General features: G+C 36.4%; 16 protein-coding genes and 1 pseudogene. 13 read left to right on the forward strand and 4 right to left on the reverse strand.

Annotated features, from left to right (window positions below):
- Positions 1–590 precede the first annotated feature (590 nt).
- Together BFJ97_RS21780 and BFJ97_RS24420 are read left to right on the forward strand one after the other, a co-directional pair.
- Positions 591–1,892, forward strand: a complete 1,302-nt coding sequence (locus BFJ97_RS21780; protein ID WP_068986719.1) for an MFS transporter — start codon at positions 591–593, stop codon at positions 1,890–1,892.
- A pseudogene (locus BFJ97_RS24420) lies at positions 1,891–2,004 on the forward strand (IS6 family transposase); the annotation flags it as partial. The gene BFJ97_RS21780 and the pseudogene BFJ97_RS24420, both read left to right, overlap by 2 nt.
- Here BFJ97_RS24420 and BFJ97_RS24940 read toward each other — a convergent pair.
- Positions 2,002–2,163: a hypothetical protein gene (locus BFJ97_RS24940; RefSeq protein ID WP_175401837.1), complete on the reverse strand. Its 162-nt coding sequence runs from the start codon at positions 2,161–2,163 to the stop codon at positions 2,002–2,004. The pseudogene BFJ97_RS24420 and the gene BFJ97_RS24940 overlap by 3 nt on opposite strands.
- Positions 2,164–2,801: 638 nt before the next feature.
- Here BFJ97_RS24940 and BFJ97_RS21790 point away from each other — a divergent pair.
- Together BFJ97_RS21790 and BFJ97_RS21795 are read left to right on the forward strand one after the other, a co-directional pair.
- A complete protein-coding gene (locus BFJ97_RS21790; RefSeq protein ID WP_068986721.1) occupies positions 2,802–3,494 on the forward strand; it encodes a hypothetical protein in 693 nt (230 codons plus the stop codon).
- Positions 3,495–3,806: 312 nt separating this feature from the next.
- The gene (locus tag BFJ97_RS21795) at positions 3,807–4,001 is read left to right on the forward strand and encodes a hypothetical protein (protein WP_068986722.1); all 195 of its coding nucleotides are present in this window, start codon (positions 3,807–3,809) and stop codon (positions 3,999–4,001) included.
- A 320-nt stretch (positions 4,002–4,321) separates the two neighbouring features.
- Here BFJ97_RS21795 and BFJ97_RS21800 read toward each other — a convergent pair whose 3' ends face one another.
- Positions 4,322–4,636 carry a hypothetical protein gene (locus BFJ97_RS21800; RefSeq protein ID WP_068986723.1) on the reverse strand — a complete coding sequence of 105 codons (315 nt, stop codon included), beginning with the start codon at positions 4,634–4,636 and terminating at the stop codon, positions 4,322–4,324.
- A gap of 449 nt (positions 4,637–5,085) precedes the next feature.
- Here BFJ97_RS21800 and BFJ97_RS21805 point away from each other — a divergent pair, with 449 nt between their 5' ends.
- From BFJ97_RS21805 to BFJ97_RS21845, 8 genes are all read left to right on the forward strand, one after another.
- On the forward strand, positions 5,086–5,517 hold the full coding sequence (locus BFJ97_RS21805) for a BrxA/BrxB family bacilliredoxin (RefSeq protein WP_068986724.1): 432 nt from the start codon (positions 5,086–5,088) through the stop codon (positions 5,515–5,517).
- Positions 5,505–6,293 (forward strand): class I SAM-dependent methyltransferase, encoded by a 789-nt coding sequence (locus BFJ97_RS21810; RefSeq protein WP_068986725.1) that lies wholly within the window; start codon positions 5,505–5,507, stop codon positions 6,291–6,293. Before BFJ97_RS21805 ends, BFJ97_RS21810 begins: the two co-directional genes overlap by 13 nt.
- A gap of 388 nt (positions 6,294–6,681) precedes the next feature.
- Positions 6,682–7,185 (forward strand): immunity 22 family protein, encoded by a 504-nt coding sequence (locus BFJ97_RS21815; protein WP_068986726.1) that lies wholly within the window; start codon positions 6,682–6,684, stop codon positions 7,183–7,185.
- Positions 7,186–7,187: 2 nt separating this feature from the next.
- Positions 7,188–8,105 (forward strand): ATP-grasp domain-containing protein, encoded by a 918-nt coding sequence (locus tag BFJ97_RS21820; protein WP_068986727.1) that lies wholly within the window; start codon positions 7,188–7,190, stop codon positions 8,103–8,105.
- A complete protein-coding gene (locus BFJ97_RS21825) occupies positions 8,089–8,601 on the forward strand; it encodes a glutathione reductase (protein WP_068986728.1) in 513 nt (170 codons plus the stop codon). Before BFJ97_RS21820 ends, BFJ97_RS21825 begins: the two co-directional genes overlap by 17 nt.
- 964 nt (positions 8,602–9,565) lie before the next feature.
- The gene (locus BFJ97_RS21835; protein ID WP_068986729.1) at positions 9,566–9,856 is read left to right on the forward strand and encodes a DUF1177 family protein; all 291 of its coding nucleotides are present in this window, start codon (positions 9,566–9,568) and stop codon (positions 9,854–9,856) included.
- Entirely contained in the window at positions 9,849–10,508 is a 660-nt protein-coding gene (locus tag BFJ97_RS21840; RefSeq protein WP_068986730.1) for an AroM family protein, read from the forward strand. The genes BFJ97_RS21835 and BFJ97_RS21840 overlap by 8 nt, the downstream gene beginning before the upstream one ends.
- Before the next feature lie 185 nt (positions 10,509–10,693).
- Complete coding sequence (locus tag BFJ97_RS21845; protein ID WP_068986731.1) at positions 10,694–11,536, forward strand: nucleotidyl transferase AbiEii/AbiGii toxin family protein; 843 nt, start codon at positions 10,694–10,696, stop codon at positions 11,534–11,536.
- A 191-nt stretch (positions 11,537–11,727) separates the two neighbouring features.
- On the opposite strand, the gene BFJ97_RS21850 is transcribed toward BFJ97_RS21845, so the two are convergent.
- Positions 11,728–12,354, reverse strand: coding sequence for a nitroreductase family protein (locus BFJ97_RS21850; RefSeq protein WP_068986732.1), 627 nt, complete (start codon positions 12,352–12,354; stop codon positions 11,728–11,730).
- Positions 12,355–12,382: 28 nt separating this feature from the next.
- Positions 12,383–12,787: an Ohr family peroxiredoxin gene (locus BFJ97_RS21855; RefSeq protein ID WP_068986733.1), complete on the reverse strand. Its 405-nt coding sequence runs from the start codon at positions 12,785–12,787 to the stop codon at positions 12,383–12,385.
- Between the two features lie 151 nt (positions 12,788–12,938).
- Between BFJ97_RS21855 and BFJ97_RS21860 the strand changes: the two genes are divergently transcribed.
- A complete protein-coding gene (locus tag BFJ97_RS21860; RefSeq protein ID WP_068986734.1) occupies positions 12,939–13,370 on the forward strand; it encodes a MarR family winged helix-turn-helix transcriptional regulator in 432 nt (143 codons plus the stop codon).
- Positions 13,371–13,551 lie beyond the last annotated feature (181 nt).

A 13,551-nucleotide genomic window follows, 5' to 3' on the forward strand; every position in this document is an offset into this window, starting at 1 on the left:
AGTTTGGTAGAGAATAAATCGAATGGAACGTTCCAAAAGAAAGAAACAAAAAATACGGAACGTTCCATAAAAAAGAAACTGAAGCGGCACAAATTTAAAGTTGAAACGAAAATAAAGTTACCCTCTGCAGCACCTACTTTAACAATATAATAAGCGGTTTAATTAGTATTTTCTATATGAGCATTTATAGTAACTACGATTTCTTTAATGGCTCTAATATTACCAAATTGATCAAATGTTGCAATACTCTCCTGGTTACTATCCGTTCTGATTAAACTCAACATTTAGAATTGTCAAATAATTCAGTGGAATGTATAATTATTGAAAGGGAGGTAATAGATACCGTATAAATTGTTTTGGTGTCGTTAGTTTCAAAATAAATTAAAAACTATAATTCGCGCTTAAACAAGTAGGAGATGTCCAATCTTCATAAGAATCTTCCGCATCTATGTATATTCCCTCTACTTGATTTTCTAAACTAGAAAACAATACTATTATACCTTTTTTTCCAAAACGATCTATGCAGTATCTTCATTTTGCTTGTAGATAATTCTTTCAAAACAATCTAGGGATGCGGAAGGAGATAGGTTATGGAAAAGAACTCAAATCTATGGAAAATTGTATTTGTAGCTAGTTTTATAGGTTTAACAGTTGATGGTATGGATATCCAAATGTTGTCATTAGTAATGCCGAGCCTAATTGACGAATTCGTCTTAGATACCAAGACTGCTGGTTGGATCAGTACATTCTCTTTATTAGGGATGGCACTTGGTGGAATCTTAGGAGGTTGGTTATCTGACCGCTTTGGCCGCGTTAAAATGATGACCTATATGATGATATTATTCTCAGTTGGAACCGCTCTCTTAGCTTTTGTACAAACATATGAACAATTTATTATTGTTCGTTTCATATCAGCAATTGGTATGGGGGCTGAATATTCATTAGCCACAATGTTAATGGCTGAATATGTAAAAGTTAAAAATAGAGCAACTATTATGGGCGTATTAGGTTCTTCCTATTCATTAGGATATTTAGTCGCTGTTTTATTAGCGGGCGCGATTCTACCTGAATATGGTTGGAGACCGTTATTCTTAATTTCAATTTTCCCGGTTGTTGTGGCGATCTATATTCGAGTAAAAGTACCTGAACCTACTGGCTGGAGATTGGCTAAAGAACAAGCTAAGACATCTAAAGTTAAGAAATCAAATGAATGGCTTGCGTTGTTTAGGGATAAGAAAGTTTTTACAATCTTTCTATTATGGATAGTAACTTCTTCTCTATTGCAATTCGGCTATTACGGAGTAGGTACATGGTTACCGACGTATATCGTTAAAGAATTGGGCTTTAATTTCAAAGAAATGACAGGTTATTTAATTGGGACATATACAGCTTCGATTCTTGGTAAAGCACTTGCTGGTTGGGTTGCCAATGTAATTGGTCGTCGTGGGGTTTTCGTGATTGCAGGATTATCTACAGCGGTCATGCTACCAGTCATATATTTTTATCAATCGCCAGGAAACATCATTATTTTAATGACTGTTCTAGGTTTCGTATATGGAGCGCCGTATGGTGTAAATGCTACTTATTTAAGTGAAAGCTTCCCGACTCATATTAGAGGAACCGCTGTAGGTGCGGCTTATAATACGGGAAGAATAGGTGCAGCTTTAGCTCCTATCCTTATTGGAATTATCGCTACTACACAATCAATTGGATTTGGACTAGCTGTGTTAGGTATTTCTTATGCATTCATGGGGTTAATTCCTGCATTATTCATTAAAGAGAAAATGTACGATACTTTTGAAAACGATACAAAAGGAGAAATGTCAGAAACAGAGGGGAAGGTAGGAAAAGAAGGGGGTCTAGCAAAAGAGGTTCTAGTCCAAAAATCTTAAAACAAGGGATAAATCAGCCGCAAAGCGTTTCTTTAAAAAGGCTTTGTGGTTTATTTATGTTTCTAAGCCTAGTGGCATAACAGTCGATAAGAATAAGGATTATCCGGTATCATAATTCATCATTTGGTAATTCTGAAACTACTCCTATGTCTAGACCATCATCTTTAAAATGTTTAATGACATCATCTGTTGCTTTAGCTGGATTTTTTTGTAAAGCTAGCCGTTGATATAAGTAATAAAATTCAGTATGTGGCGATTGATAAAAATTCACAGAAGTTCCGTATCCAGAGTGGGAATTATAGTAGCCGAGAAGCAATAATTGCTGGCATGAACGCTGCTGTGCAACAAGGATATTTGTCCTATGCAGAGCCAGTAAAGACAAATTCAAATAAAATGGTTGGCGTTTTATTAGTGGATGGAGTAACACCTTGCCAGAAGCTAAACAGGTTGCTGAACGTGCTATTTTAGCCGGTAAAATAAGCTATGCTACGGTTCGTGGTTCATCTAAATAATTGTCAAAGCCCAGGTACTTAATTAATTTTGAGCCTGGGCATTTTTGCGTTTATTCATTGTTTTTGTAAGTACGGATGATATAAGCGAACATATAACGTTCATTCCCATTATCAAAATATCTAGTTTCTGAGATGTATCCAGGATATTTTTCGGGTTGGTGGAAAGTGAAGTTAGTTGCTCTATTATTAATGTTTTTAATTAATACTTGTGTAAAAAACATGGATGCTGAGTCAGATTTCATCCCAGGTGACTGGAATTATGATGGAAAAGTAGTTATAAAAGATTTAGATTCATTTATAAAATGGAAAATTAAAAATTACCATCATATATTAAGTCGTACGTTATATGGTAAAATGGTAATGAATTTCAAATTTTGATATGAAACTGGGGGATTCTATGAAATCTAAAATATTATTTATTAGTGTTGTAATTCTGTCAATAGTCGCATGTGGAACTACATATTTTGGGTATAATGCATACAGTAAGTATAGTGATGTGAAAAATACAAATAATAACCTAACTAATGTAGAAATAGATAGAACAAGTCAAGATGTTCCTGCTTCTGAAAGATATGCTACTGAATACGTTGAACCAGAATTAAGTTTAACGGATAAAGAAGTAAATGACTATGCTCAAAGTGATACTGAATATCCATCTAAAATGACTATGGAGTTATTTAAGTTACTAAAGCCAAATATGACCTATGAAGAAGTTAAAGCTTTAACTAATTTAGAGGGTACTCTTGACCCTACTATGTCTACATCTGATGGGATAGAGTCATACGAATATAAAGGAACCGGGTATTCTCGACCTACATTAGTGTACTTTGACGGTAAGCTTGCAAGTACAAGCCAAGCAGGGTTAATAAGAACACCTGCTCTTTCAATAGAAGGGTACGGAAAACTTGTAAAAGGTATGTCTCTATCGGAAGTTATCTCAATTTTAGGAGAAGGGGAATATACAGGTTTTATGTCCTCTCCAAATAACCCTGAAATAACAGGTTATACTTATAAATTAAATCATCACTATATAGACCTCCAATTTTCAGATGGCTATTTATACGAAGTTCCAACGCTGCCTACCAACTGATTTAAAAATAGTACATATTCATACTTTTGAATAGCTACCCTTGAAAAAGGTAGAAAATAAGGCTATCGCTTGGTGTTGTAGCCCTTTTTGTAAGCCCGAAATAAAAAAATAAGCGCACCTTCTTGGTACGCACGACGAATAGCCATCTATCCTATTTTTTTTCGGATAAATGGCTATTTTGCACATGTCACTTGGATATTTTTTGACCAAGGCATATAATCGTTTAAAAGTAAGCCCGTAATCAAATAACGCATATAAATAACCAGGCATCTCCGGTACGATAAATGTATCAATTAGAGGAGGTGCTTCTTTATGTCAACTACCAAACTAACAATTGTCCCTGTGACACTAAATCCGATCACTGACAACTCTTCATCAACAACTTCACCACAAAACTCTCCTGAGCCGAGCTGTATCATTAAAACAACTAGTGCTGAAATTTCCTTTTTTAATGGCGTAGATGAGCGCATCATCCAAACGATCTTGAAGGAGTTGAATAATCAATGAAGCAAGATTTTACGAGCGTGCAGAACATCTACATTATTTGCGGTAAGACCATATGCGTAAAGGTATCGACGGTCTCGCAGCACTCATTCAGGATTCTTTTAAACTCGATCCATATAGTGATTATGTTTCTAAGCAGGTGAATTCAACCTAAAATGGTTGGCGTTTTAATAGTGGATGGAATAACACCTTGCATGAAGCTAAACAAATTGTTGGAAGTGCTATATAGCAGGTAAATTCAGTTTTGCTACAATACGTGGTACTTCTAAATAAATGTTAAAACCCAGGTCATAAATGCCGTCTTGGTCATTTTTAATTCATTATTAAAATTTTATATAACCTTCATCGCTGTCTATGTCAAGATAATAAAATTCCTGTATTTCATGCTTTTCCTGAAAATATTTCTTTACCCTTTCTATATCTTCTCTAAAAAAGGAGTAAGGGATAGAATAAAAAGAAATTTTATTTTGTGACTCTTCATATATTCTTCCATCAAATATTTCTTCATTGAAATGAATTTCAATATTGTGTCCACTGTAAGCAATTTCATATGTTCCGTCTTCATTTAGCCCACATTTGTCTTCAAATGGAATAAACTTAATTTTATAAGTTCTCTCATTCGTAATTAGTGTTTCCATGTTTTTTTAACTCCTTGTAATAAATTTATGTACAATTACATATTAATAGAATTCTATGTGATCACAAAATAATTTTAATACTTGCCGAAATATAAACGTTCGTGGAAAAATAAATAAAGTTATTCATAACGACTATTACAACCTGTGGAGAAGTGTAAGTGATTATTTTAGAGACTTGACCGTAAAATAATTTAAAAATAGAAAACTGTAATTAGTTACCTATTAAATTAGTATCTGCTAAATCGTTAGTACGTATTAAAAGCCATTTTTTAGGTGTGTAACAAGCATCAACCAAACGACCCTCCGTTACACAAAAAAGTCACCAAAATCACGAAAAAGTCACATTTCCTCCGAAACCCATGAAATTAGGCAAAAGGCAAGTCTTTGTACATTCGTGAGAAACCTTGCTATAATAAGCTTTGCGAATACATATGAAAGAGGGTAAAAGCATGAACGCTTACGATGAATATATGAAACAGGTAGTGAAGCCGATGCGAGAGGAGTTAGTGGAGGCTGGCTTTACGGAGCTGACTACTGCTGATGCGGTGAATGAATTTATGGCGGAGGCGAAGGGGACTTCGTTGGTTGTGATTAACTCGGTTTGTGGTTGTGCGGCTGGGTTGGCGCGTCCGGCAGCTCGTGAGGCAGTGGCGGCGGTGAAGCCGGATCATCTTGTGACGGTTTTTGCGGGCCAGGATCCTGAGGCGACTGTTGCGATGCGTAGCTTTTTTGAGGATGTACCACCAAGCTCACCGTCGATGGCGATTTTAAAGGATGGGGAATTGGCTTACTTCATTCCGCGCGAGCAAATTGAAGGATTCCCTGTAGAGCAGATTGTTACACATTTAACAGGTGTTTTAGAGCAAACATGCGAGAAGTAAAAACCATTGTTACGACAGCGGGCAGACCAGACGATTTATCGTTGGCGCTCGCTGCTTTTGCATGTCAACAATTAGATGCTTCGTTTGAACCAAGGAAAAAGCGTTCTGTTCGGAAGATTTCTCAGGAATTGCATGCGCATGTGATCGTTGCGGGGAAAAATCGTTTTGAATATTATGCTTTTGGCGCGAATGAGCCGTTTTTCTTTCACCCGAATTCTGCAGCTTTTCGCTTAAAGCGTGTAGCTCGTGGAGAAGCGGAGCCATTTTTAGAAGCGGCACAGCTTGAAATAGGGGATTCGGTGCTTGATTGTACGCTGGGACTTGCTGCGGATGCTATGTTGGCGGCCTATACAGTTGGCGAAGCGGGCAGAGTTGTTGGGTTGGAAGCGAATCCTAATGTGGCATTTATTGTTGAGCAGGGGATGCAATCCTATGATACGACTGAGCTGCCGTTAACTGCATGTATGCGCCAAATTGAAGTGCTGCATGCTGAAGCGGTTAGCTATTTGAAGACTTTACCAGACAATGCTTTTGATGTCGTGTATATGGATCCGATGTTTGAAGAGGTTATTGAAGAAGCGAATAATTTTGAGGCATTACGCTTAGCTGGGGAACATGTGACATTAACGGATGATTGGGTAAGTGAGGCGAAGCGAGTAGCGAGAAAACGGGTTGTGTTAAAGGCTCATTTTCGCTCAGAATGGTTTGCCAAATATCAATTTCAACAGTTTGAAAGAACAACCGCGAAGTTCCATTATGGTGTTCTAAATGTGTAGAGATATTTTTAAGAGGCTTGTTCACTTTGGACTTGCCTCTATTTTTTATCTAAAAATTACTTACATCATGTTGTTGCCGCTGACGCTACGTTGGCACTGCGCTTTCGCACAAAAAACATCTGCCGCTGCCGCTTCGCTTTCACGCAGTTAAAACCCTTTTGTTGTCGCTACGGTTTTGCACAAGAAACATCTGTTGGCCTAAAACCTCCGGCCGATTCTGGACGCAATTATGCAGAGGTATATTTGATAATATGGTAATATGAAACAGTAATGGGTTGTTATTTATTTGGAATGTTTCTATCCCCTTAAAAAGAGGTAGTTTTACATTAAATACCTTCATGTTGGGCAATAGGAGATTAATATACATATGTAGGTAGGGAGTGATGCATTGATTTACTACGAAGAAAACAGCGGATATGTATCGATTTGGGTTGGCCGTTTTAAAAATGATGAACAGCTTAATCACTATCTTGCCACGGTGTACCAGCGTGAGGACGAGACAGATGAAGAGTTCTCCCAAAAGCTAGAGCAGCTTTTCTTACCGCAAAATCAACACCGCGCTTGTGAAGATGAATTTAAAGAGCTTTATGATGAATTTTACAATCAATTTGAATATGATTTTGGATTAACCTTTGATGAAGATTTTTGTGAAGCCGTTTGTTATGAGTCCTCTTCTATTAATCTTCATCAATTAATCAATGATGATTTCTCTTATTCCGAGCATTTTAAAGAAAGATTTATTTCAATGGTAGGTAATGAATTATCGACACCCTACAATACGATTATTTTATTGTACGGTGTTGATTATGATGGGCAGATTTCAACTGTCAATCATGATACATGCCAGATTGACTTTATTGGTAAGATTGATTTCGATGATGAAAGGGGATAGCCATGAGAATTCTTTTTTGTAGTGATCCTTTAAACAGTCGATCTGTTGATGTTGATTATGAATTAGAAATGAATACAGCGAAATCGCTTGGGTTTAAGGTTGATTTATTTCTTCTCGAAGACGTATTAGATCATAAAGTGCAGCAAGCATTACGTCTTATTGAGCCTTCACATACACTGGAAACGGTCATTTATCGTGGCTGGATGTTGAGTCCTGAACATTATGAAAAGTTATATCAAGGGTTGCTAAAGAAAAACTTGGAGCTTATTAATGACCCCACGCAATATGTAGCTTGTCATTACTTTCCAAACGCCTATCCAATTATTAAAGATTACACGCCTAAAAGTAGATGGCTTGAGATAGCTGCTGTTCATCAAGATTACAATAGTATCTATGAGAGTGTTGCTGAATTCCATCAACAACCGATTCTCATTAAGGACTATGTGAAATCAAGAAAGCATGAGTGGGAAGACGCTTGTTTTATTCCTGATGCGTCTGATAAAAAACAGCTTGATTTTGTAGTCCAAAATTTTATTGAGAGACAAGGTCAGGATCTCAATGGTGGGATTGTCTTTCGTGAATTTATTTCATTAGAGAAGGTAGCTGAACACCCTAAGAGTGGTATGCCGCTGTCGAGAGAATATAGATTGATGTTTTTTAAGCGTCAGCTTTTACAAGTGCTAGATTATTGGGAAGAGATTACTTATGATTATGGGCAACCTAATTTGGACATTTTTATTCAGTTAGCTAGTCAGTTTAACAGTAACTTTTTCTCCATCGATATAGGAAAAACGGTTGATGGTCGATGGCTTATTATTGAGGTTGGAGATGGTCAAGTATCAGGATTACCTGAAAATGCTGTTGATGTGGAAAAATTTTATAAGTCTTTGAAGGAGGCTATGCATGAGCAAAGTATATGAAGAAATCGAGCTATTTTTGAAAAATCCATCTGCAGAAGAAGAAAGGTTTTGGGGTAGTGAAGTATTGGTGTGGGTGGATTGGAAAGATTTTGACGATTCTATTATTGAATATTTTAACGGTTTCTTACCTGAAGAAGATCATCTAAAATTTGAACTTATTGAAAATGATAAGCCTAGGGGCGTTGATATTTTCTTGATGAAAGATGGGGTGAAGAAAGCAATCCCATATGATGAAGAAAGAACTGATAGAGACACAACCTTGAAAGCTATTCAGGACTTTATGGCTCCAAACTATCAAATCCGTTGGTACATGGATTCACTCGGCGGTGATACTTTAGCTTTTTGTCTGCTACCAACGGAAAAGTGGTTGCAGTTAGAGAAAGAATATGGGGTAGAAAAAGTTACCTATTATTTTGCGCCTATTTCACAAGACTCAGTGATGTTTGAAATGGATATGGACGAAGTTTTTAATTTGATGGAAAAAAGAAAACAGTAGAGGATGTAGCAAAATAAATTGGGAATAAAGAGTTACAACAGTAATCGATTGTGAGAACTTTATCGTCTGTGCAACATGGGTAAGATATGAAGTGAAAGCTTTACTTTTCAAATTCACTGTAGTATAATATATAACGTGCTATTTTAGGTGGCATATTTCTGTAATCTGGCATTCTACTTTTTGTTTTTGAGGATACTTATTCACACTGGCGCATGCTTTGGGGCTGCAAGGACGCAAAAGAAGGTTGGGTTTGCGTTGCTTAAGTTAGAAGGCACACAGTGGAATTTTACCGCGGCGAGTGAAACATATACGTTTCAAGATAACATTCCCCAGATGATTGGGTTGAGACTTTACAATTTACAAAAATGTTACCTATCAAATACTAAAGGGGTGGCTTCGCAAAGGCGAGGCTGCCCCTTGTCTAATTTTTCAGGCAATGTTGGCTGAAATGATGGATAGAATTAGCGAAGCAGGGAAAGTAAGGCTGAAAACGACGAATATAATCATCGAACAGATATAGATAAGATCTTTCAGTCAGTAGACAGACTTTGTCTACTTTTTTTTTGTACGTTGTCGAAATCGAACTAGTTCTTTATATCTGTTTTGACGGGTGGATGTTTCAATATATTAGAACATATGTGACAATAATTACTATACATTGAAACTTACCATTCATTTTTAAGTGAAAAATAGCAAGAAGCACGTTAAGTTCATGGGCAAAATTTTTAAAAGGTGGAGATAATAGTACACAGTAATGGAGGAATTTAACGTGAAGTAACATGTATTGAAGTGATGGAAGTTCCTATGATGGAAAAGTGAAGGAGGATTGAAGCGCCTTTACAATGCATTGAGATATAAACATATATCGAAAAGACTGAAAATTCGAACGGAATAAAAAGGTGCCAAATATTGCTGTTATGATAGTTAAGCCAATTACAGGGGAAACGATTGTGGAGGTGTAAATATGGCATTAAAACAGACATTAACAATTTTAGATGGATTAGTTCATCTAAAAGTGAATGGTGAAAAAGTGGTACAACTATTTGATGAATATGGAGAGGTAGAAGCCTCCTTTCAAACGGTACAAGGTGAGCGAAGGGCAACGGACTCTGTGAAAATTGTTACAGTTGGAGTAGCGAAGGAATTCGTGGGTGGTACAGCTAAGTTTTATGATGAAAATGAATGTAAGCATTTGCGGAAATTATATGGTTCAATGACACATCGTCAAACTTTAGGAGTGGCTGCGAATGAATAAAGTCGGGATACTAACAATCGGACAATCGCCTCGTTCAGACATTACCCCTACTTTTAAAGAATTTTTTCATGACAATATTGAAATTGTGGAAAGAGGAGCATTAGATTCCTTAAAAGAAGCGGAATTACTCAAAGTGATTGCGAAAAAAGAGAAGAATATCACTGTTTCGCGATTGCGTGATGGCAGATCGATAATCATTAGTAAAAGAGAATTACTGCCTTTATTACAGCATGAATTATCAAAGTTAGAACAAGAGGTTGATATGGTCATTGTACTATGCACAGATGATTTTCCGACGTTAACATGTGAAAAGCCCATTTTTTACCCTGGTCGAATAGTTACACAAGTTATTGCTGCAATGGCCGATCAGCCGAACATCGGTTTAATTGTTCCGCTAGAAGAACAGAGGAGAATCATTTTAAATAAGTGGAAAGGTGTTACGAATAATATTACTGTTGCTGTAGCCTCGCCTTATGATTATGCCAACTTTAAAGCTGCTGCTCAATACCTTAAAGATTACCAGGTCGATCTAATTATTTTAGATAGTATGGGCTACAATGAAGAACATAAGCAGCTAGTTAGAAAAGAAAGTGGTATTATCACAATTTTGCCACGTACTTTAATTGCGAGAATTGTGCTTGAATATTTATGAAATACTTCCTTATTAAAGGGGAACGTTTCAGACTGTAGGAATGCAACTTTACCTGCAGTCTTTTTTTATTGACACTAAATAAGTGGAATAAATTGGATGGTTTTTATTACCGTTTACTCCAATTCTAAAATACGCCATAATAAAGAGGGAATTTTAATAAAATTTTGACAAAGGCGAGGCTGACAATGGGAAATAAAAGCTCTATATCAATGAATGTTTTTGATCAAATCATGAATGTAGCTCAAGAAAACGATGCACACGTAGATGAACTGGTCTCACGATATATACAAGAGAGATTCATCTATCGATTATCCGTGTCTTCGTATCAGGATCAATTTTGGGTGAGAGGAGACTCATTACTAGTTGCTTTGACAAATGGTTTCATAAAGCAGCCACAAGAAATATCTTTAACAGCAAAACCTATCGCACAAAAAATCAGCATGATGAAGCATGCATTTCAGGAGATTTGTGGAATTGAACTACTGGAGGATGGCGTTGTATTTTTAGGAAGTGAAATAGAAATATCTTTAAAAAAAGATATGATTCATTTGAAGATACCTGCTACTTTGTCACACATCACTACATACATAATAGTAACGATTCGTTTTACAGAAATTATTCCGTTGGCACCGAAAACAATTGTTTTTCCACCATTACTCGACATGGCTTCACCAGTGCTTGTAACAGCGTCACTTGAGTTTGCATTGGCACAAAAGTTTGTGGAAATGTATCAATATCCAACACTAGAAACGACGATAAAAGCATTTTATGATGTTTTTGCGGTGTTAAAAACGCAGAAAATAGAAGGGCGTGTATTACAACAATGCATTTTAGAAATGTTTGATTGTCAGCGACTAATTTTGGAAAGAAATCATCCGCTTTTCATGAAGCAATTGGCAGATCAGACAGTAGCATTTGTGGATAGCATAAAGCAGGTGCAACGATTCTTTAGACCGGTCTATGAAGTATTGTTGAATGAAGATGAATTTTTCAAACAGTGGGATTGTGAATATCAGATATGGCAATAAAGAAGAAAAGCACCGAGCTCTGTGATCTACTTTTATAGATTGAATTTCTCGAACTATCATATCAACTACCTTATTGGAGCGTTCTAAATCATTAAATACAAAAGAAAGAGTTAAGATGTCCTGAAGCAAATATAAAGGCTCCATCTTAACTCCGCCTTGACATTGCCAAATCCGCTTGTCCAACCTGCGAATTATTTATTGAAACGCACAAGTCGCTCTATCGGAAGACGAGAAGAGCCATAAGCTGGTCCAGCTGCCTCGCCAATCGCTAGTAATAAAACAGGCACTTCGTTCGGTGGTAACTCCATATATTCAGCAAATTTTGATTTGTCGAAGCCACCCATTGCGACTGTATCATAGCCCATTTCCTTCGCTAATAGCATAATTTGCATTGAAATTAAACCTGTGTCAAAGTGAACGATATTTAGTAGTGCCTCTTTTGGAACCGCACGATACATTGCTAAAGAGTCTTGTGCAAGCTTATTTGCAATTTCTTCAGGCATATAGCCCAGCTCAACATTTTTTGCATAAATTTCCTCTGCATTTAGATACATTTCTGCATCTCCAATGACAGCGATAATGGCAGATGCTGTTTCGATTTGCTCTTGATTAAATGAAAAAATGTTAATGTTCTTTTGAATTTCTTTATCATCGATGACGATAAAGCGCCATGGCTGCAGATTACTTGAAGATGGTGCTGAAGTTGCATCTTGTAACAATTGCATAATCGTTTCACGAGAAATTGTTGTGTTAGCATTGTATTTACGAACCGATTTACGCTCGAGCATAACTTGTTTTACTGGTGTAGTTGTTGTCATTTTATTTCCCTCTTTTACTAAATATAAATTAAACCGCTTTAATTGTTACGTTGATATTGCCCATTGTCGCTTTTGAATATGGACAAACGGTATGTGTAATCTCTAATAATTGCTGTGCTTCTTCAATCGATAAGCCTTCAATATGTCCTTCAATTTCAACAGCAAGAACATAGTCAAATGCAGCTTGTTCCATTAGTTTAACCGTTGCTTTAATTGTTGATGCCCCTTGAATTTTCTTTTGACGTTTTATTAAATCTAACGCGCTATTAAAGCAAGCGCTGTAACCTGCTGCAAATAGTTGTTCTGGGTTTGTTACATCCGCTAATTTTGAGCCAGGTGGTGCAATATTTAATGTTAACGATTGATCCTCTGCATACGATTTACCATTACGGCCACCGTCATTAATCATTGTTGTTGTATACAATTCTTTCATAAGATAAAACTCCTTTTCTTAGGCACTACCAATTAGATTGTGTGCAATTTAATTTTGTAAAATCGATTGTACACAATTTAATTGTGTTTGACAAGTAGAAACTTTATTTTTAATATTAATAATATCAAAAGTACTTAAAGAGGGGATTCCTATGCCGAATCATTTAGATAATCAACTATGCTTTCTTTTGTATGCGACTTCAAAGGAAATCATTCGACGATATACGATGTTATTAAAGCCATACGATTTAACTTATACAGGTTATATCGCCATACTAGCTCTAGAGGACGATGAGCAAATTACGGTGAAGGAATTGGGGCAACGTTTATTTTTAGACTCTGGTACATTAACACCAGTATTAAAAAAGTTAGAGGTAAAAGGCTACGTCCGTCGTGAGCGTTCCAAAGAAGACGAGCGACAAATGCAAATCTATTTAACAAAATCAGGTATTGAAGTACGCCAAAAGTTACCTGAAGTGTCACGTCAAGTAATAAAGCAATCGAATATTACAGAGCAGCAATATATGCAGTTGAGAAATGTCCTTCAAGATATCTTACAGAAGGATTGTCCAATTAAGGATTAAAAGCGGGGAAAATAAGCTAAACATTTATGCAAATGGATCTATTGCGATTTACAAAAACATACTAAGATTAGTAGTACAAACCAAGGCCATGGTTTGTGCTACTATTTTATTTAGTAGAAGTGAAGAAAAGTCGACCAGCCTCTGGGATCATATAGAATCCGTATCATAAACTGGCTAACTT

Source organism: Lysinibacillus xylanilyticus (assembly GCF_001708185.1).
In the GTDB taxonomy this organism is placed as follows: domain Bacteria; phylum Bacillota; class Bacilli; order Bacillales_A; family Planococcaceae; genus Lysinibacillus; species Lysinibacillus xylanilyticus_A.